The sequence below is a fragment of the Cryobacterium sp. TmT2-59 genome, assembly GCF_004403545.1.
In the GTDB taxonomy this organism is placed as follows: Bacteria; Actinomycetota; Actinomycetes; order Actinomycetales; family Microbacteriaceae; genus Cryobacterium; species Cryobacterium shii.
Genome location: NZ_SOGM01000054.1, coordinates 1 through 17,580, shown reverse-complemented (window position 1 = coordinate 17,580; position 17,580 = coordinate 1). Strand labels below are relative to the sequence as shown.

General features: G+C 63.3%; 22 protein-coding genes and 1 pseudogene. 15 read left to right on the top strand and 8 right to left on the bottom strand.

The window, feature by feature from the left end:
- Window positions 1-114: 114 nt before the first annotated feature.
- From E3T24_RS17990 to E3T24_RS09155, 3 genes are all read left to right on the top strand, one after another.
- Entirely contained in the window at window positions 115-1,503 is a 1,389-nt protein-coding gene (locus E3T24_RS17990; protein WP_241978666.1) for a DEAD/DEAH box helicase family protein, read from the top strand.
- A 12-nt stretch (window positions 1,504-1,515) separates the two neighbouring features.
- The gene (locus tag E3T24_RS17985; protein WP_241978665.1) at window positions 1,516-2,895 is read left to right on the top strand and encodes a DUF3427 domain-containing protein; all 1,380 of its coding nucleotides are present in this window, start codon (window positions 1,516-1,518) and stop codon (window positions 2,893-2,895) included.
- A gap of 67 nt (window positions 2,896-2,962) precedes the next feature.
- Window positions 2,963-3,997 (top strand): NADPH:quinone reductase, encoded by a 1,035-nt coding sequence (locus E3T24_RS09155; protein WP_134403360.1) that lies wholly within the window; start codon window positions 2,963-2,965, stop codon window positions 3,995-3,997.
- A gap of 52 nt (window positions 3,998-4,049) precedes the next feature.
- Here E3T24_RS09155 and deoC read toward each other — a convergent pair whose 3' ends face one another.
- Genes deoC through deoD form a run of 3 tightly spaced genes read right to left on the bottom strand, consistent with a single transcriptional unit; the run spans window position 4,050 to window position 6,952 of the window.
- Window positions 4,050-4,754, bottom strand: coding sequence for a deoxyribose-phosphate aldolase (gene deoC / locus E3T24_RS09150; protein ID WP_134403361.1), 705 nt, complete (start codon window positions 4,752-4,754; stop codon window positions 4,050-4,052).
- Between the two features lie 9 nt (window positions 4,755-4,763).
- Entirely contained in the window at window positions 4,764-6,188 is a 1,425-nt protein-coding gene (locus E3T24_RS09145) for an MFS transporter (RefSeq protein WP_134411069.1), read from the bottom strand.
- A complete protein-coding gene (gene deoD, locus E3T24_RS09140; RefSeq protein WP_134403363.1) occupies window positions 6,188-6,952 on the bottom strand; it encodes a purine-nucleoside phosphorylase in 765 nt (254 codons plus the stop codon). The genes E3T24_RS09145 and deoD overlap by 1 nt, the downstream gene beginning before the upstream one ends.
- 87 nt (window positions 6,953-7,039) lie before the next feature.
- Here deoD and E3T24_RS09135 point away from each other — a divergent pair, with 87 nt between their 5' ends.
- From E3T24_RS09135 to E3T24_RS09120, 4 genes are all read left to right on the top strand, one after another.
- Window positions 7,040-7,831: a GntR family transcriptional regulator gene (locus E3T24_RS09135; protein ID WP_134365508.1), complete on the top strand. Its 792-nt coding sequence runs from the start codon at window positions 7,040-7,042 to the stop codon at window positions 7,829-7,831.
- 10 nt (window positions 7,832-7,841) lie between these two features.
- On the top strand, window positions 7,842-8,126 hold the full coding sequence (locus E3T24_RS09130) for a type II toxin-antitoxin system Phd/YefM family antitoxin (protein ID WP_241976249.1): 285 nt from the start codon (window positions 7,842-7,844) through the stop codon (window positions 8,124-8,126).
- Window positions 8,123-8,380: a type II toxin-antitoxin system RelE/ParE family toxin gene (locus E3T24_RS09125; protein ID WP_134434530.1), complete on the top strand. Its 258-nt coding sequence runs from the start codon at window positions 8,123-8,125 to the stop codon at window positions 8,378-8,380. The genes E3T24_RS09130 and E3T24_RS09125 overlap by 4 nt, the downstream gene beginning before the upstream one ends.
- Before the next feature lie 125 nt (window positions 8,381-8,505).
- Window positions 8,506-8,847, top strand: a complete 342-nt coding sequence (locus E3T24_RS09120; RefSeq protein ID WP_134365506.1) for a DUF4234 domain-containing protein — start codon at window positions 8,506-8,508, stop codon at window positions 8,845-8,847.
- Window positions 8,848-8,870: 23 nt separating this feature from the next.
- Here E3T24_RS09120 and E3T24_RS09115 read toward each other — a convergent pair whose 3' ends face one another.
- The 3 genes from E3T24_RS09115 to E3T24_RS09105 form a co-directional block, all read right to left on the bottom strand.
- On the bottom strand, window positions 8,871-9,245 hold the full coding sequence (locus E3T24_RS09115) for a YccF domain-containing protein (protein WP_134403366.1): 375 nt from the start codon (window positions 9,243-9,245) through the stop codon (window positions 8,871-8,873).
- A gap of 86 nt (window positions 9,246-9,331) precedes the next feature.
- Window positions 9,332-10,036: an alpha/beta hydrolase gene (locus tag E3T24_RS09110; RefSeq protein WP_174235706.1), complete on the bottom strand. Its 705-nt coding sequence runs from the start codon at window positions 10,034-10,036 to the stop codon at window positions 9,332-9,334.
- Entirely contained in the window at window positions 10,033-10,944 is a 912-nt protein-coding gene (locus E3T24_RS09105; protein ID WP_166789194.1) for an alpha/beta hydrolase, read from the bottom strand. Before E3T24_RS09105 ends, E3T24_RS09110 begins: the two co-directional genes overlap by 4 nt.
- Window positions 10,945-11,122: 178 nt before the next feature.
- Between E3T24_RS09105 and E3T24_RS09100 the strand changes: the two genes are divergently transcribed.
- The 4 genes from E3T24_RS09100 to E3T24_RS09085 are packed head-to-tail and all read left to right on the top strand — an operon-like array spanning window position 11,123 to window position 12,671.
- Window positions 11,123-11,533 (top strand): DUF2256 and DUF3253 domain-containing protein, encoded by a 411-nt coding sequence (locus E3T24_RS09100; RefSeq protein WP_134365503.1) that lies wholly within the window; start codon window positions 11,123-11,125, stop codon window positions 11,531-11,533.
- A 51-nt stretch (window positions 11,534-11,584) separates the two neighbouring features.
- Window positions 11,585-11,815 carry a hypothetical protein gene (locus E3T24_RS09095; RefSeq protein WP_134365502.1) on the top strand — a complete coding sequence of 77 codons (231 nt, stop codon included), beginning with the start codon at window positions 11,585-11,587 and terminating at the stop codon, window positions 11,813-11,815.
- On the top strand, window positions 11,796-12,119 hold the full coding sequence (locus E3T24_RS09090) for a type II toxin-antitoxin system PemK/MazF family toxin (protein WP_241976251.1): 324 nt from the start codon (window positions 11,796-11,798) through the stop codon (window positions 12,117-12,119). Before E3T24_RS09095 ends, E3T24_RS09090 begins: the two co-directional genes overlap by 20 nt.
- A gap of 54 nt (window positions 12,120-12,173) precedes the next feature.
- The gene (locus E3T24_RS09085; protein ID WP_241976253.1) at window positions 12,174-12,671 is read left to right on the top strand and encodes a plasmid pRiA4b ORF-3 family protein; all 498 of its coding nucleotides are present in this window, start codon (window positions 12,174-12,176) and stop codon (window positions 12,669-12,671) included.
- 126 nt (window positions 12,672-12,797) lie between these two features.
- Here E3T24_RS09085 and E3T24_RS09080 read toward each other — a convergent pair.
- A pseudogene (locus E3T24_RS09080) lies at window positions 12,798-13,073 on the bottom strand (transposase); the annotation flags it as partial.
- Between the two features lie 71 nt (window positions 13,074-13,144).
- Here E3T24_RS09080 and E3T24_RS09075 point away from each other — a divergent pair.
- Window positions 13,145-14,095 carry an IS1595 family transposase gene (locus tag E3T24_RS09075; RefSeq protein WP_134403368.1) on the top strand — a complete coding sequence of 317 codons (951 nt, stop codon included), beginning with the start codon at window positions 13,145-13,147 and terminating at the stop codon, window positions 14,093-14,095.
- 181 nt (window positions 14,096-14,276) lie between these two features.
- Here E3T24_RS09075 and E3T24_RS17335 read toward each other — a convergent pair whose 3' ends face one another.
- The gene (locus tag E3T24_RS17335; RefSeq protein WP_166789067.1) at window positions 14,277-14,927 is read right to left on the bottom strand and encodes a tyrosine-type recombinase/integrase; all 651 of its coding nucleotides are present in this window, start codon (window positions 14,925-14,927) and stop codon (window positions 14,277-14,279) included.
- A 114-nt stretch (window positions 14,928-15,041) separates the two neighbouring features.
- Between E3T24_RS17335 and E3T24_RS17975 the strand changes: the two genes are divergently transcribed.
- From E3T24_RS17975 to E3T24_RS17515, 3 genes are all read left to right on the top strand, one after another.
- The gene (locus tag E3T24_RS17975) at window positions 15,042-15,866 is read left to right on the top strand and encodes a hypothetical protein (RefSeq protein ID WP_134434528.1); all 825 of its coding nucleotides are present in this window, start codon (window positions 15,042-15,044) and stop codon (window positions 15,864-15,866) included.
- Between the two features lie 265 nt (window positions 15,867-16,131).
- Window positions 16,132-16,602: a class F sortase gene (locus tag E3T24_RS09060; RefSeq protein WP_134403369.1), complete on the top strand. Its 471-nt coding sequence runs from the start codon at window positions 16,132-16,134 to the stop codon at window positions 16,600-16,602.
- Window positions 16,603-16,929: 327 nt separating this feature from the next.
- The gene (locus E3T24_RS17515; protein WP_174776160.1) at window positions 16,930-17,316 is read left to right on the top strand and encodes a hypothetical protein; all 387 of its coding nucleotides are present in this window, start codon (window positions 16,930-16,932) and stop codon (window positions 17,314-17,316) included.
- The last annotated feature ends 264 nt before the right edge of the window (window positions 17,317-17,580 follow it).

The window sequence follows — 17,580 nt, the reverse complement described above, 5'->3', positions numbered from 1 at the left end:
GGCGATCAAAGATGGGCTGGGCATGGTGGATCGGTTCCTGGTTCTCGCCCTACGTCATGCGGCGGACTTGCTGTTAGCTGCTGGCCTCACCCAACCCTGACACGTAGGGAGACGATGCTGAAAGCGATCCTCGACGAGCTCAAGCGATCGCGCAACTTCGTATTCTCGGTCGCATTCATCACGCCAAGCGCGATTGCCCTGCTCAAACAGGCACTCCTTGACTACCGAGGAATGGGCACGATCATCACATCGACCTATCTCGGATTCAACTCGCCTGCCGCGTTCCGTGAGCTCCTCAACCTCGATGGCGTAGATGTCTACGTGTATCCAGACTCCGCTGCTGGGTTCCACGCAAAAGGGTACATATTCGAGCAGGAGTCGAGTACCACAGCGATCGTTGGCAGCTCCAATTTGACCGCCTCGGCGATGCTGAGGAACCAGGAATGGAATCTGCGCTTTTCGGCCCTGCCTGATGGGGATATTGTGCAGCAGTTGAAGCGCGCCGTGCAGGCACACATGGATGCGTCGACCAACTTGACGCGGAAATGGATTGACGAATATGCACTGACGTGGGCTCCACAGCCCCAGGCCTTTCAGGGATCTACATCGGTCGAGTTGCCCGGCGATGAGCTGCCAATGGGAAGGATCTTCCCAAACTCAATGCAAGTAGAAGCACTCGCCGAGATTCAGACGTTGCGGGATGCCGGGGAGAGCCGTGCCGTTGTAATTTCGGCGACAGGGACAGGAAAGACAATCCTCTCCGCGCTCGACGTGCGGGCATACGCGCCCGAACGAATGTTGTTCGTCGTGCATCGAGAGCAGATTCTCGACCGGGCGATTGATGAGTTCAAGCGCGTTCTCAGTGCCCCGGACAGCGACTTCGGCAAGTTTGTTGGTTCGAAGAAGGAGCTCGATCGTCGCTATGTGTTCGCATCGATTCAGTCGCTTTCTCGGCCAGAGAATCTTCGAGCGATTGAGCCTGACGCCTTTGACTACGTTCTTATCGACGAAGTCCACCGAGCTGGCGCCGCGAGCTACCGCACGCTCATCGATCACCTTGAGCCGGCATTCCTTCTCGGGATGACAGCAACTCCGGAGCGCACGGATGAGTTCAACGTCTTTGAGTTGTTCGACTTCAACGTGCCTTACGAGATTCGTTTGCAGAAGGCGCTCGAGGCCGACATGTTGGCGCCGTTCCACTACTACGGCGTCACGGACTACATTAAGTCGACCGGCGAAGTCATCGATCAGGTCTCGGACCTCAGCCGGTTGGTCGCTTCTGAACGCGTGGATCATCTCGTGTCGACCATCGAAAAATATGGCCACGCCGGTGTTCCGGTCAAAGGGTTGATCTTCTGCAGCAAGAATGCCGAAGCGGCTGAGCTCTCGGGAATTCTTAACAATCGGGCTGTCCATGGACGGCAACTAAGAACTCGCGCTTTGAGCGGGAAACACTCGGTCGAGGAGCGCGAGCTGGCTGTGCAGATGCTGGAGCGGGGTTAACTCGACTACATCGTGACTGTCGATATTTTCAACGAGGGTATCGACATCCCGTCTGTCAACCAGGTGGTCATGCTCCGACAGACGCTATCGAGCATCGTTTTCACTCAGCAGCTGGGGCGAGGACTGCGCAAGGCCGCCGGCAAAGACCACCTCGTGGTGATCGACTTCATTGGCAACTACGACAACAACTACCTGATCCCTATCGCGCTCTTCGGTGACAGCACCCTAAACAAGGATTCGATTCGTAAGAAGATCATCGATGCGCAAGAAGCTGGAGCGATAGCTGGACTCTCAAGCGTGAACTTTGACGCGATTTCGAGAGAGAAGATTTTTGCTTCCCTGGCGACTACAACTCTTGACAGCATGTCAAACCTCAAAAAATCATTCGTCGACCTCAAGAACCGCCTCGGTCGATCGCCGCTACTCATGGACTTCGCCCGCTTCGACACCGTCGACCCGATGGTCATTGCAACTAAGCAGAAGAACTATTGGAGATTCCTGAATAAGGTCGGTGCGACGGATGTATCGGCCGGCGCCTTCGAAGATGCGGTTCTGACGTTCCTCTCCGGAGAGCTACTCAACGGAAAGCGGCCCCATGAGCTGCTTCTTCTCGAAAAGCTGCTGTCGCATCCTGGCGGAGTGACGGTTGAGCACTTTCAAACTGCGCTTGGCGGGAACGGGCTGGCCAGCGACCAGGCGACTCTCAATTCCGTCTTGGCCGTACTGAGCCTGACTTTCTTCACCGAAGCAGAAGCCACGAAGTTCGGTGCCGTCCCGATCGTCTCTCTTCACGATGGGGCCTACTACCTCAGCGAGAAATTCGCGGAGGCATGGGGTGCAGGGGCGCTCTTCCAGATACACGTTCGCGATGTCGTAGACGCGGGACTGTATCTTGCGCGCCACCGATACAGGTGGAGCGGGCAGCTTGAAATCGGTCAACGCTACTCTCGCAAAGACGTCTGCCGTTTGCTCAATTGGCAGTCGAATCAGCAAAGCACCATCTACGGATACAAAGTCGACTACTTCTCGAACAGTTGCCCGATTTTTGTGACCTATCACAAGGGGTCAGACGTGTCTGAGAGCACGAAGTATGAAGATGAGTTCCTCAACCCGTCAACCCTGACCTGGTACACGCGGAGCAGGCGAACACTCGCGAGTGGCGAGGTGAAGGCGATTGTGGAGAATCGCCTCCCGCTTCACGTATTCGCGAAGAAAGACGATGCAGAGGGAACTGACTTCTTCTATCTCGGCACAGCCAAATCTCAGGATGCTCGCCAGACGAAAATGTCCGGCGAGAGTGGGGACGATGTGGTCTCCATGACGCTTGGCCTGGCGAGCCCAATCGAGTCGAGCCTCTATGAGTACTTTGCGACTAAGGCGCCAGTGGCGTAGGTGCCCATTTCCCAGGCGAAGTCGTCCGATTGGGAAACATCGCGGTGCTGTTCGTGTTACCCCTGACATGAAGTCCATTGTGTACAGCCAGACCGGTGACCCGTCCGTGCTCCAGCTCGTTGATCGGCCGGTGACCGAACCCGGAGCTGACGAGGTGCGGGTGCGGACCGTGGTCAGCGGCGTGAACCCCACCGACTGGAAGTCGCGCCGCGGCTCGGCACCGGGCCAGGCGCTCGCGTTTGACGACGTCGTGCCCGGCCAGGATGGCGCTGGCATCGTGGAGGCGGTCGGCTCCGGCGTGCAGCACGTCTCGGTGGGCGACCGGGTGTGGCTGGCGCTCGCCGCCTACCAGCGCGCGAACAGCGGCTCGGCCCAGGAGCACGCGGTGCTTCCCGCGGAGCGCGTCTTCGTGCTGCCGGCGAATGCGAGCTTTGACCAGGGCGCGAGCCTCGGCGTTCCGGCCATCACCGCGTACCGCGCGCTGACGGTGGCCGAAGACGGACCGCGGCGGCTGCACCCGGGCGCACTGGCCGGCAAGGTGGTGCTCGTGGCCGGCGGAGCGGGTGCGGTCGGGCACGCGGCGATCCAGCTGGCCCGGTGGGCGGGGGCATCCGTTGTCACGACCGTGAGCGGGCCGGCGAAAGCGGCGCTCGCCACGGCGGCAGGTGCACAACACGTGCTCACCTACACCGACCCGGACGTCGTCGAACAGATCCGGGCGATCGCACCGGAGGGGGTGGACCTGATCGTGGAGGTCGCGCCAGCCCAGAATTCGTGGCTGGACCTGGCCGTCATCCGTAATCGTGGTTCGATCGCGGTCTACGCCAACAACGGCGGCGACCAGGTGACGCTCGACGTGCGCCAGCACTTCAGCCTTAACGTGCGCTATCAGTTCGTGCTGCTCTACACGGTGGGTGCCGACGTGATTCGGGCGGCGGCCGAGGACATCAACGCGGCCCTCGTCGACGGCGCACTTGCTGTGGGGGAGGAGTCGGGGCTGCCCCTGCACCGCACCGACCTCGCGCACACGGCGGATGCCCATGCGCTGGTCGAGAGCGGAGTGGTCGGGAAGGTGCTGATCGACGTTTCGGTCAGCCGGTAGGAGCTCGCGGGCCAGGCTCGCACACGATGGAAGGTGCGAGCCCGGCCGGCAGTCAGTAGCCCCCGGCGCTTTCGGCGTGGGTGGCGCCGGAGAGCAGCGCGGCGCTACCGGAGACACCCAGACGGGTCGCGCCGGCCTCGATCAGTGCCGCGGCCTCTTCGAAGCTGTGCACACCGCCCGACGCCTTCACCTCGGCCCGGTCGCCCACAGTCTGCTTCATCAGGCGAACGGCGTGCACGGTCGCGCCGCCGGCGGGGTGGAAGCCGGTGGAGGTCTTCACGAAGTCGGCGCCCGCGGCGACGGATGCCTGGCACGCGCCGACGATCTCGGCATCGGTCAGCGCAGCGGATTCGATGATCACCTTGAGCACCTTCGGTGCGGGAACGCTCGCGCGCACGGCCGCGATGTCGGCCTGCACCTCCGAGAACCGGCCGGCCTTGACGGCGCCGATGTCGATGACCATGTCGACCTCGTCCGCGCCCTGCTCGATGGAAAGGGCGGCCTCGGCGGCCTTGATGGCGCTGTGGTGCTTGCCGCTGGGGAACCCGCAGACAACCGCAACCTTGAGGTCCGCGCCGGCGGGGATGCGCAGCGGCAGCATCGACGGGGAGACACAGACCGAGTAGGTGCCGAGCTCGACGGCCTCGGCGATGAGCGCGGTCACGTCTGCTGCGGTGGCCTCGGGCTTCAGGAGGGTGTGGTCGATGTGCTGGGCGACGATGGCCGCGCTGAGGGGGATGGTGGGGGCGGAAATCATGGTGTGTCCTTAGTTGGTGACGGGTGCGGGTGCGGGTGCGGGTGCGGTTTCGGGTTCGCCCTGGCGTTCCAGGACAACGACGAAGACGCGGTAGAGCACCAGGCCGAGGGCGGCGACCGCCGCGAGAATCAACAACACCGTTGCGTAAGAAGACGCCTGATCGGTGCCGGCGATGCCCCCGAGCAGGTTGGGCTTCAGGTTCATCAGGGCCGCGGTGTAGGCGATGCCGATCGGCACGGCAATGTTGATGGTGAGGTTGTAGAAGCCGATGGCGATACCGGAGTTCTCGACCGGCACCCGCCCAATGGCGGTCGACACGAGGGGGCCGTACATCAACGCGAAGCCCATCCCGAACAAGATCATCGAGATCACGAAGATCCCGATCCACTTGTCCACCACCAGAGCCGGGATCAGCATCGAGGCGATGATCACGATCAACGCCGTGGTGATGGCCTGCTTGGATGTGAGGACCCGGGCGATTTTGCCGGTGGCCGAGCCGACTATCACGGCGGCGATATAGCCGGGGATCAGCAGCAGGGAGACCTCTCCGAGGTTGTAGCCGTAGATGTCGGATACCAGGAACGGGAAGAGGAAGGTGTAGCCCAGCTGGACCGAGTAGATGACGAACACCACGATGATCATCAGCGAGTATTGGGCGTTGGCGAAGAACGCGATGGTGATCACGGCGTTGTCGTGGGTTCGGATGTGCCAGATGAATAAAATCAGCCCCGCGACGACTGGCATCAGGTACAACAAGTTGAAGTTCTGCATGAACAGGATGATGCCGGTGGCGAACACCGCGATCAGGAAAAGCCCGAACACGTCCACGTGGCCCTCATTCGTTGCCTCAGCGGCAACCGTACGGAGCACGACCGGGATGGTCAGCAGGGAAAGCAAGGTGACCAGGAAGAAGGCCGCCCAGCCGATGTAGGTGGCGATGAAGCCGCTGCCGACGGTGCCGATCAGGAGCGACAGCTGGAAGGCTGCGGTGCTGAAGCCCAGGTATTTCTTCTGCTCGTCGCCCCTGAAATGCTTGGTGACGTAGATCACGTAGAGCGTCTCGGCGGCCGCCAGGCCGGCGGTCTGGATCAGCCGGCCGACCAGGATCAGCCAGAAGTTGGTCTGGAAGACGAAGCCGACGATCGACCCGATCGTCATCACGAGGATCGCGAAAATGATGAGTTTCCGGATGCTGATCGAGTCGGCCAGCGCGGCGTAGACCACGGCACCGATACCGATCAGGATGCCGGTCAGAGTGGCTTGCAGGCTGACGGTGTTGACGGGCAGGTTGAGACTCTGTGCCAGTGCCGGCGACATGAACTTGAAGCCATTGTCCAGCACCAGGGAAAACACGAAGAGGAACAGCAGGATGGGGACGGCCCGGGTCGGTGTGAAGACCTGGGTCGGACGCGGGGAGTGAGTCGCGGTGCTCATCAGATCAGTTCCAGCGCGATCTCGATCATTCCGGTGAAGGCGGTCTGCCGTTCCTCGGGGGTGGTCCTGGCGTTGGTGACGAGGTGGTCGCTGACAGTGAAGATGCCAAGCGCATCGACGCCCGCGGCCGCGGCGTTGGCGAACAGCCCTGCCGACTCCATCTCGGCGGCCAGGATGCCCATCTTCATCCACTTCCCCATGGCGTCGGGATCGGCGCCGTAGAACAGGTCGGACGAGAGCACATTGCCCACGTGGGTGCGTTGACCGCGCTCGTCGGCGATCCGTTTGGCGTGCTCGAGCAGCCGGTACGACGACAGCGGCGCCCATGCACCGGGCAGGTTGAACTGGTTCAGGTAGTTGGAGTCGGTTGACGCGCCCTGGGCGATAACCACGTCGTAGAGCTCCATGTTCTCCTGCATGGCGCCGCAGCTGCCCACCCGGATCAGGTTCTTGACCCCGAAGAAGTGGATCAGCTCGTAGCTGTAGAGCGAGATGGAGGGGATGCCCATACCCGTGCCCATCACGGACACGGGGCGCCCTCGGTAAGTGCCCGTGAAACCCAACATGTTGCGAACCTCGTTGAAGCAGCGGATGTCGTCGAAGTATGTCTCGGCGATGAACTTCGCTCTCAGCGGGTCCCCCGGAAGGAGGATCGTCTCGGCGATGTCCACCCCCTTCGGATCGATGTGCGGAGTGCTGCGCGTGGGGGGATACAGAACCTTCGTCGTTGACGGTGATCCGGCCCTCGTTGTGGTTGAACTCATGGTGACTCCTTCGTCTCTCAAGTATGAGGTTATACCTCTCAGGTCACATATCAAATGTGGTACGTTCGGCGTTGACAAGGAGGTCTCGTGACGACCCGTTTGGAACCGCACCCGTTCTTGCACCAGCAGCTCCACCTCACCGTCGGCCAGCCGATTCGAGTCGCCGTCTACACCCGGCTCGCGGATGGAATCCGCTCTGGCGTGTTCCGGCTGGGCGAAATGCTGCCGAGGGAGACAGAGCTCTCGGCAATGCTCGGCGTCAGCCGCACACCCGTACGCGAGGCGCTGATGCTCCTCGAAGAAGACGGGTTACTGGTCACCCGTCGCGGAGTGGGGCGATTCGTCACGGACTCCATCCCGCACGGCGGCCTGGAGCAGCTGCGGCCATTTGAGATCGCCTTGGCCGACCCGAACATGACGTTGACTGTCCAGCCGGTGCGCTTCGAATTGGAAGGGGTGACGGACTTCGTGTCCCACCGGCTCTCCCTCGACCCGGCTGCCAACGCCTGGATCCGCGAGAGCGTCTTGCTGCAGGATGGCGTTCCCGTTGCCACCGTTCAAGAGCATCTCCCCGCGGGGCGCTACCTCACCGATGTGAGCGAGCGAATCGCATCCGAACTCTCGGAGCTCGCCGCCGAACCACGCACGCTCCTTGCATCCATGCAGGCCAACGGCCACGTCTTCACGAACGGCGTGTGCCAGATCGTCGCGACCGACGCTGGCCCCACGCGAGCGAAACTGCTGAACATCGAGCCGGCAGCGGCGGTCCTCGTCCTCACCCAGACAGCGGAGCACGGCGGAGTCCCGATCTACGCCGCGAAATGTGTCGTCGCGCCCGGTCACGGGTCACTGTCGGTCAGGCAGCACAACCCGAACTAGTGGTGCGCACATGTACATCGCGATCACGTTGATGTACATTTGGGGCATGTCGAAGTCGAGCGTCACCGACGCCAGGGCGCGCCTACCCGAGTTGATCGCCCAGGCCAGCACAGAGGCCGTCTTCCTGGAGCGTCGCGGAAAGGTCGCTGCGGTGCTCGTGAGCCCCGAACAGTACGCGCGAATGCTAGAAGCGCTTGAGGATGCTGAGGATGTCGCGGCGTTTGATGCGGCGATGGCCGACGAGGGCGACAACATTCCCTGGGAGCAGGTCAAAGCGGATCTCGGCTGGATGTGAGCAAGTACCGGATCGAATTGCGCCCGGCAGCGGTCAAAGCCTTGCGGCGCATTTATCCGCAGGACCGTGGTCGGGTACAAGGCGCCATCGCCCTGCTGGGCGAAGACCCTCGCCCGCCCGGGGCTAGAGCGCTGCAGGGACGGGACGGCTATCGGGTGCGGGTGGGCAACTATCGGATTATCTACACCATTCGCAACGACATCCTCGTGGTGGTCGTGGTCACCGTCGGCCATCGCCGGGACGTGTACGAGTAGCCCGTCGCGTGGGCTGAGTGTCACTGTCGGCGGCCGGCCCGAACTGGGGGCGCGAACTTCCGGGGGCCTGCGGGCACGGCTGCCACGCTGGTACCTCAGTGCAATCTTAGGGGGAACAGAATCACATGAAACGTCGTAGTCCTGCAGCGCCGCTGCTCCTGCCCTTCGTCACCTTCGGCATCTACGCACTGGTTTGGTTCGCGAAGACCAAGAACGAGATCAACCTCGTCGCGCCCAGCAGGATCCCGACGACGTGGCTGGTCATTCTCCCCATCATCAGCTACTGGTGGCTGTGGAAGTTCGCCGTGGGCGTCCAGGAGACCACCGGATTCAGCCGTGCCGGCGCGTTCTGGCTGCTTCTGCTGCTCGGCCCGATCGGCGCCGCCATCGTTCAGGATTCGCTCAACAATTCGGTTCCGGCGCCGATTCTGCGCGCCGGGTCCCCTCAGCCCGCGGTCAGCATCTGACCAGCGGATCGTCGATTGACCGCTTAGGGAATGTCGACGATCTGCTTGCCGAGCGGCATCAGCGCCACGGGGATCAGCTTGAAGTTGGCGATCCCGAACGGGATACCGATGATCGTGATGCAGAGCGCGATGCCCGACATCAGGTGCCCGAGGGCGATCCACCAGCCGGCCAGCACCACCCAGACGACGTTGCCGAGGAGCGACCCGACGCCCGCGCCCGGTGTGTCGACCACGGTCTTGCCGAACGGCCAGAGCGCATAGAAACCGATCCGCGCCGCCGCGATTCCCCAGGGGATGGTGATGATGAGCACGAACATGATCAGGGCCGCCAGCATGTAGCCGAGGAACAGCCAGAAGCCCGAGAACACGAGCCAGATCACATTGAGGAGAGTCTTCATGAGGATTCCATTCTCCCTCAGTTAGGCCGAGTTCGCCGAGCGAGATCGGTTGCGCCCAGGCCGGCCCGACGAGCTACCCCGCGGGGTCAGAGCGCCGGCTTCGCGGCATCCGTCACCGCGTCGAGCACAGCCCGCACGGTCCTCGGGTCGCCGAGGATGCGGAAGTGCCCGCCGACGCGCAGCCGGATGTTGCGGGCACCGACGAGTTCACTGCCCTCGGGGATGTGCGGGTCGAACTCTCCGTAGATGGACACGATCCGGTCGTTGACCCGGTGGTCCAGGCCGAGGTCGTGCAGGGCGGCGTTGGTGGGGGCGAAAGCACGGATGCTCGGCACGACCAGGTAGCGCGCATAGCGGGATCCGGCGAAGGGGACACTGATCGCGGTCATGCCGCTCACCCGGCCGTCGGGGTCGTGGGTCGTCATCAGCTGTTTGCCGATCAGGCCGCCCTTGCTGTGCGCCACGATGATGACGCCGGTCAGGTTCTCCCGCTCGAGGTAGGCGGCGACGGTCGCGGCGGCATCCGCCAGGGAACGGCGGTTGCGGCCCAGCGCCGCCACCACGTGCACCGGATACCCGTGGTCGTGCAGAATTCGGATCAGCGGTCGCATGAATGCCCAGGATTCGTACACCCCGGGGATGATCACGATTGGCGCGCCGGCCCCGGAGCGGAAGTCCGCCGGCTGGGCGCGGGAGAGGGCGGCGCGGGTCTGCCTCTTCACCGCGTAGACGTAGTCGAGCATCCACCATCGGGCATCGCGCAGAGGGCGAATCAGCAGACGGCGAATCATGGGGCGGGCCGGGTGCCGGGGGATTGCTGGGTGTGTGTGGATTGCGCGGTGTGTGGGGCCGGCCCGGTGACCGACGGATGCCGCTGGGCGTGTTCCACGATGATGGCGGCGGTCTGCGCGGCGGCGCTGTGGTGCACCAGGTGGCGGTGGCCCGCGATTTCCCGGAAATGCCCGTCCGGCGCGGCGGCGGCCAGCGCCGCACACCAGGCGCTGCCCGAGACGGGATCGTTGGCGCCCCGGATCACGAGGGTGGGGGAGCGCACGTCGCCGAGGGCCAGGTCGGTGCGGTAGTCGAGCATGGGGACGAGCTCGGTGGAGAACCAACGCGGGCCGCACTCGAGGTAGTCGCGGAAGACGATCAGGTTGCCCGACGGCGGCTCCTTGACCACATCGCGGGTCAGGCCCATCGCCTGTTGCACGGCCGTGGCCCGGCGGGGATCGGTGACGGCGCCGATCAGAACCAGGCGGGGGACGGCATCCGGGCGTTGCCGGGCCAGCTCCGTGGCGAATTGGGCGCCCATCGAATGGCCGACCACGACCGCGCGCGGCACCTCGAGTTGATCCATCAGCCGGCCGAGCAGGGCGCCGTATTCCTCGATCCCGAGCGGTCGTCCGGGCTTGCGGGTGCCGCCGAATCCGGGAAGGTCGAGCGAATGGGTGTGCCCGGTGAGGGCCAGGCGCTGCTGGATCCGCCGGTAGTAGCGGTGCGACGCCCCAATGCCGTGCACCAGCAGGTAGGTCGGCGGCTCGGGCTCCGCCTCCGACTCGTGCTCCGACTCCGGCGCACGCGACGCGCTCGCCATGGAGTGCACGGTGAACTGCTGCCCGTCCACCTCGACGTTGCGGCCACGGTTGGCTACGGCAGCTGCGCGCCGTCGTTCGGCACTCGCGGGGTCGGTGCTCGTCACGGGGTTTCCTTCGGGTTCATGTGCGGGAAGCCTATCGCCCTGCGGGTTGGGGCGGTCTGGGCGGTCGCGGGCTGTGGCATCCGTCATTAATATGACGGATGCGCGCCGGATTCGTCACGTGCGGTCGCCGGACCGCGCTCGACCCCGCTCGACCCCGCAATCCCGCAGGATAGAAGGCATGGCCCACCGTCAACGCAAACCCGCCGACCCGGACGCCGCCGGTGGCCGGGCGGACAAGACCTGCGCCTCCTGTGGGCGGCGCATCGAGTGGCGCGCGAAGTGGGCCGACAACTGGGATTCGGTGAAGTACTGCTCGGCCGCGTGCCGCGGGCGCGGAGTGAGCGCGACCGACCTCCGGCTTGAAGAGAGCATCGCCACCCTGCTCGGTGCGCGGGCGCAGGATGCCACGATCTGCCCCTCCGAGGCGGCGAAAGTGGTCGGCGGCGAGGGGTGGTGCGACCTCATGGAGCCGGCCCGCCGAGCCGCACGCCGCTTGGTCGCCCGCGGTGAACTGCAGATCACGCAGGGCGGGACGGTGGTCGATCCCTCGACGGCGAAGGGTCCGATCCGGTTGCGGCGGGTGCGGTAGGGGTCTTTATTTGTAGTGGATTCGTCTTACACACTGTCTTATGATGTCGTTATGGCGGTGATCAATTTCCGAACGGATGAACGCGCGCAGCGGGCTTTGGACGAGCTGACGGCAGACGGATCGACTGTGTCGACGGCCATCCGGCAGGCGCTGGTCGATGCAGCTCGCCTGCGTCGGCGCGAAAAGATGCGATACGAGTCGGCCGCTCTGTTGGAGGACGACGCCGACCGTGCCGAGAGTCGCGCCGTCCTTGCAGAGATGGATGACCTGCGTGCGTGGTGACATCCACCGCTTGACCGCGCCGCGAGGAGTCCTTGGCCATGAACTAGCCGGTGTCCGCTACGCCATCATCGTTCAATCGGACGACCTTTCCCTCTCTACCGTTCTGGTTGTGCCCACCTCCCGTTCGGCCCGGCCCCAGAGCTTTCGGCCGACAATCAAGATCGGCAGCGAACGCACGCAGGTGCTCGTCGAACAGACCGCTGCGGTCGCGCCGGAACGCCTGGGCAACCTCGTGGGCCACGTCAGCCGGGCCGAGATGGACGAGATCGACGAGGCACTCCGACTGGCGCTACAGCTCGATTAGGCCCGAGCGATAATTATCTCTGCCGCGAACCCTTCGCCTTCTAGACTCGGTGAGATGACGAAGAAGAAGGCTGTGAGCAAGAAGCCTGGCCCTGATTCGTGCTCCCGCACAGGAAACAAGACCCGAGCCGAGCGGTTCGCCATCCTGGCGTTCGTCATGGATGCCATGACGAACCCGTTCGGCGGCGGGTTTGGCAGCGGCGCGCAGACCGTGCGCCCGCTGCCGTTGCTGGAATCACCCGCGACTCCGGCGCAGTTTCGCATCCGGGTCGATCTGGTCGGCGCGACACCCCCGCTCTGGCGCCGCCTCACCCTTCCGTCGGACCTGACCCTCGACCGGGTGCATCAGGTGCTCCAGGTCGTCTTCGGCTGGACCGACACTCATGTGTACCAATTCAGCCTCGAGTTCGGCCGAACGATGCCGCGTGAGTATTTGCGGGTTCGGGGGTCGTTGAATATTGCCTTCGGGGGTCGCGGGTATTGCCTGGTGGTGCCAGGCTGTCGCGCGGTCGGGGGCCAGCGACGCCCGACCGCGCGAGGCTTTATGCCGTGACCTGGCCGGCGGTGTGCTCTCGCATGTTGTGGCCGCCGGTCTCGACCCAGATGGTGTTGTGGACGATGCGGTCCATGATCGCGTCGGCGTGAACTGAGCTGCCGCGGGGCTGGGTGGTGCGAAGGCGTGGTCGAAGAGGCGGGTCCAACCGGTTTCCCAGGGCCAGTTCTCGGGCAGGTGCAGGGTGATCCGCCGGGCTGACGAGGCGATCCTCGGGGGGATGTTGATGAGTTTTCGGCGGATGGTCGCGGTCGTTGCCCGGGCCAGGCCGGTGCCGGCGGTTGTGGCGGTGGCGCGGGTGAGGTTGAAGGCGATCACGGCCAGGACGAGCCAGGCCGCGTTGGCCGCGAACACGCCCGAGGGCAGGTGGGCCAGGGCGCTGCTTTTCAGGTCGGAATTGATGAGCTAGATGTTATGCAGACGTCTGCATAACATCGATAGTGCGTATCCGCTTAGCTCAGCTAGAGTGAGGTGTGCCCAAACCTGATTTTCCGCGTTCGATTCTGGCGTTCCAGGAGTGGTTCGTGGATGAGCAGGCGTGCCTGGACTATCTCTTTGAGAGTCGATGGCCGGAGGGGTTCACGTGCCCGCGTTGCGGGGGCCGCGACGCGTATCCGATCGCCACCCGACGGCTGTGGCAGTGCGTCGAGTGCAGGTATCAGGTGTCGGTGACGGCCGGGACCGTGATGCACAAGACCCGGTTGTCGTTGCGGTTGTGGTTCTGGGCGGCGTACTTGATGGCTACCGGCACTCCAGGGATGTCGGCAAGACAGTTGCAACGCCAACTTGCGTTGAGTCGGTACGACACGGCGTGGACGATGCTGCACAAGCTGCGCCGCGCAATGGTCGCCCCTGACCGGGGCTTGCTCTCCGGTGAGGTCGAGGTTGATGAGTTCGAGATCGGCGGTGTGGAGAAGGGCAGGAGCGGCGGGCGCAGCGCAATCGCGAAGGCCTCCACCGGGATCATCGCGGTAGAGGTGAGAGGCACCGGTTCAGGTCGCATACGGATCGAGCTAATCGACGACGCGACCGCGGCGACGTTGTCTGGGTTCATCGAACGGACCGTGGCGGCGGGAGCGATCGTACATACCGACGGCTGGCAAGGCTACGCGAAGCTGGCGAGCAAGGGCTACGTGCACCGCCCGCGCAGTCAGGCTAAAGCCAAGCGTGACGGCGATATCGACCCGGTCTTGCCGCGGGCGCACCGGGCGATCTCGAACTTCAAGTCTTGGCTCCGCGGCACGCACCGCGGCGTGAGCGCCGAGCATCTGCAGGTCTACCTGGACGAGTTCATCTTTCGATACAACCGACGACGCACGCCGATGGCCGCGTTTCAAACCCTCCTCGGCCTCAGCAGTCACCATCCGCCGTCCACCAGGGCCGAGATCGTGGCCGAAGGCCCGGCAGCAGCAAAGCGAGGCTGAGCTGAGCGGATACGCACTACATCGATTATCTCGACGTTCGGGTTATGCCGATGTTTTCTGGAAAGTCTTGATCAAAGGAATATCCGGGGCGCATACGTCGGCATGATTAGAGCGCTTCTAGGAATTCAAGCAGCGGTCCGGTGGGGACGAACCTGTGGCTGGTGCTTCCGAGGGGCGCGATTCATGCCAGGGCGCGTTCTTTCATGCCGAGGTCGGCGTGTAGGTAGGCCTGGGTGGCCTGAGTGGATTCGTGGCCAAGCCAAAGGGCGATTGTGGTGATGTCGATGCCGGCTTCGAGCATCCTCATCGCTGTCGTGTGTCGCAGCGTGTGTGGAGTGATCGTTTTGTTCTTCAGGCTCGGGCTGGTGGCGGTTGCGGCGGCGCAGTAGAGGCGAAGTCGAGCCGCGATCGCATCGCGCCCGAGCGCTCTGGAGCTGCCTTGCGCTGTGAATATGGGGTCGCGTGGAAGCGCGTCGGGCCTCGCGGCGCGAAGCGTTCGGAGGGCGCGCGTGGTCTCCTTGTTGAGCGGCGTGATGCGGTCCTTGCGGCCTTTGCCGTGACAAAGCAGGTGCACAGGGGTGCTGAGCTGTAGATCTTGCTGGGTCAACCCGATCAGCTCTCTGACGCGGAGTCCGGTCGAAAAGACCAGTATCATCACGTGATCTCGCCGCCCGGTCACCGTGTTCTGATCGGGCACGGCCAAGAGCGCGTCGACCTCGGACTTTGTGAGGTAGCTGAGTATGGTCGTCGTCGTGTTCTTCGTCTTGATGGCTTTGGGAAGCCGCGCCGATTGCTGTGCACGCAGGGCTTGCAGACAGGCGGGTCGACTCACGAACGCCCAGCAGCTCTTGACAAAAAAGTCGTTTGCGCAAAGGATTGGCCGAATAATGCTCGTGTTTTTCTCTCCATGTTTGTTTTCGCACCTACCTCCTAGCGAAGGATTCTGATGAATAAGAAAACAGCAGTGTTGTTTGTGCCCGCGTTTGCTCTGGGCGTGGCCGTCTTGACTGGTGGCCCAGCCCTTGCAGCCACTGGTGACGCGTCCTACCAGGGGACGCTCGATTCGATCAACGGCAGCAACGGCAGCGGCACCTTCTCCATCCAGGTATCCGGCGACCAGGCCACAGTCACCCAGACCGTCAAAGGTCTGGCCGAGACCTTCGACGGTAAGCCGTACCCGCACGTACAGCACATCCACATCGGTGCGAAGGGGGAATGTCCCACCACCGCAGCTGACACCAATGGAGACGGTGTGATCAGCACGACCGAAGGTCAGCCGTCTTACGGAGAGATTGGCACAACGTTGTCCACCAGCGGCGACACGAGTCCGGCGGCCGGAACTGATCTAACGCTTGCCGGGATGGGTGCAAACTACGACTTTAACCGAACCTTCACTCTGGATGCCGCCACCGCGGCCTCGCTAGAGGCAGGAACGGCTGTTGTGGTGGTCCACGGTCTAGACCCGGCCACGTTGACGAAAGCGGCACAGGACGCAAAAAGTGACTTGGTTCCGAGTCTGCCCCTGGCAGCAACGTCGCCGGCTCTGTGCGGCGCGCTGAGCGCGTCGCAAGCGAACATGCCTGACGGTGGCGTGCAAACCGGCGGTGGCGGCACCTCAAGCGGTGCTGACATTGGCCTTCTCGCCCTCGGNGTGCAAACCGGCGGTGGCGGCACCTCAAGCGGTGCTGACATTGGCCTTCTCGCCCTCGGTGCCGTGTTCCTGACCGCGGCAGGTGGCGCGGTGATGATTCGTCGGCGCCTTGCCGCGTGAGGTTGAGATCGTTTGATCGCCGGTGATAAACCCGGCTGGGAACCGTCGCCGCGGTAGCCGTCTGGCTACCGCGGCGACGGTTCTGCTCTTCACCGTCGGCTGTACGGCGACCGGTTTCGCCCTGTGGGGCAACCCTCCTCCTCCACGACCACCAGCCTCGGCCGCCGTGGCGGCTCCCGCTCAGAAGCCCGTCTCCGATACGCCCTCACGGGAGCCCCTCTCCGCGCCGCCGACTCCGCGGGTTGACCAGGTTGTTGGCCCGACCTTGACCGCCTCCGAGCCCACCCAAATCAACATCCCCGCGATTGAAGTGGACTCCGTCCTGATGCAATTGGGACTGAATCCTGACGGCACGGTGCAGACGCCGTCGTTGGACGAAGCCTCTCCTGCCGGCTGGTACACCGGCTCGCCCACCCCTGGCGCGATCGGACCCTCCGTCATCTTGGGTCACGTCGACTCCAGAGTGCAGGGGCGCGCGGTGTTTTACCGACTTGGCGATATGCGTCCCGGCGATGAGATTTTGGTTACTCGAGCCGATGCGACAGTGGCCGTGTTCGTGGTCGACGGAGTGGAAGAATATTCGAAAGATGAGTTTCCGCAGTTCACCGTCTACGGCAACACTGACCATGCGGGACTGCGACTGATCACCTGCGGTGGAGAGTTCAACGAAACCACTCGTACGTATCCAGACAACGTTGTCGTCTATGCCAGCTTGGTGTCCAGCCATGCGGCGTAGCAGGACTAAGCCGCAATATCGTTCAGTTAAGAGTTTGAGTGGTGATTTCTGGCTCGTGGAGGGGTTGTGGCCAGTGCGTGTGGTGGAAGCGCTTGGCGGGCCACTTCGAGACCTTGCGTTTGATGACGCGAGGGTTTGATCGCCGTCGTCGCGCCGGCTTCATACGCCGGACGAGGGCGAGGATGGCGTGGTGCCAGACCGCTTGGTTGCGTCCCCCTGAGTAGCGTAGTTCCCGGGTTTCGATCGTTGGATTAACAACGTAGGAAATCACCGTGCGATGGTCAGCGAGAACCGTTCAAAGTTCCTCCCAGAAAGACACATCACACGATGGCTCTAGACCAGTCTGCCCAGCTTGACCTCCTCGCGGAACTCAAGCTCACCCGTGTCCCCGATCGCATCCGCGTCGCGACGGAAACTCTCTGCCAAGAACTCATCGATGCCGAGGCCACCGCCCTCATAGGTGCCAGCCGTTTCCATCTGATCAAGGACGCCACCGCCTATCTAGCCAAGTCCAAGTCCAGTGGCCTCGACATGTCCCTGGGGTACCGAACGATCGACCTCTCCTTGGGGAAGGATCAGCGGAAAGCCATGGATGACGCGGACCTGGCGTTTCGCGCGCTCCATGATGACCGCATCGCCAACGCACTGGTCGGGTTCCGGGCCTTGAACTTGGACGTGCCGAGAGCGGAGATGACGACCGTCTATGCGGAGTAAGGCTCGGATTCGCCGATCACCTTGATGGATCAAGCGAACAAAAAATTGGCTCTCCTGCTGCATCTGTGGGTCTTTCGGAGCGCTTTAACGGCCGCACGCCGCTTCCTGTCTAGGTTTCTGACTGTCAAGGAAAGAAACTTTATAGGCGGGAAAATGGCGTGCGATCTCTAACAATATGGCGGACCTTGCTCGGTGTCGACAAGACGGTGGTCGAGGACGTTGATCTCGACCCTGCGACGGGCGTTTTCGTCGCTTCGGTGCGAC

Coding starts and splice junctions, on each gene's coding strand:
- E3T24_RS17990 (WP_241978666.1), top strand. CDS start 115: ATGCTGAAAGCGATCCTCGACGAGCTCAAGCGATCGCGCAACTTCGTA.
- E3T24_RS09155 (WP_134403360.1), top strand. CDS start 2,963: ATGAAGTCCATTGTGTACAGCCAGACCGGTGACCCGTCCGTGCTCCAG.
- deoC (WP_134403361.1), bottom strand. CDS start 4,754: ATGATTTCCGCCCCCACCATCCCCCTCAGCGCGGCCATCGTCGCCCAG.
- E3T24_RS09145 (WP_134411069.1), bottom strand. CDS start 6,188: ATGAGCACCGCGACTCACTCCCCGCGTCCGACCCAGGTCTTCACACCG.
- deoD (WP_134403363.1), bottom strand. CDS start 6,952: ATGAGTTCAACCACAACGAGGGCCGGATCACCGTCAACGACGAAGGTT.
- E3T24_RS09130 (WP_241976249.1), top strand. CDS start 7,842: ATGTACATCGCGATCACGTTGATGTACATTTGGGGCATGTCGAAGTCG.
- E3T24_RS09120 (WP_134365506.1), top strand. CDS start 8,506: ATGAAACGTCGTAGTCCTGCAGCGCCGCTGCTCCTGCCCTTCGTCACC.
- E3T24_RS09115 (WP_134403366.1), bottom strand. CDS start 9,245: ATGAAGACTCTCCTCAATGTGATCTGGCTCGTGTTCTCGGGCTTCTGG.
- E3T24_RS09110 (WP_174235706.1), bottom strand. CDS start 10,036: ATGATTCGCCGTCTGCTGATTCGCCCTCTGCGCGATGCCCGATGGTGG.
- E3T24_RS09100 (WP_134365503.1), top strand. CDS start 11,123: ATGGCCCACCGTCAACGCAAACCCGCCGACCCGGACGCCGCCGGTGGC.
- E3T24_RS09095 (WP_134365502.1), top strand. CDS start 11,585: ATGGCGGTGATCAATTTCCGAACGGATGAACGCGCGCAGCGGGCTTTG.
- E3T24_RS09090 (WP_241976251.1), top strand. CDS start 11,796: ATGACCTGCGTGCGTGGTGACATCCACCGCTTGACCGCGCCGCGAGGA.
- E3T24_RS09085 (WP_241976253.1), top strand. CDS start 12,174: ATGACGAAGAAGAAGGCTGTGAGCAAGAAGCCTGGCCCTGATTCGTGC.
- E3T24_RS17515 (WP_174776160.1), top strand. CDS start 16,930: ATGGCTCTAGACCAGTCTGCCCAGCTTGACCTCCTCGCGGAACTCAAG.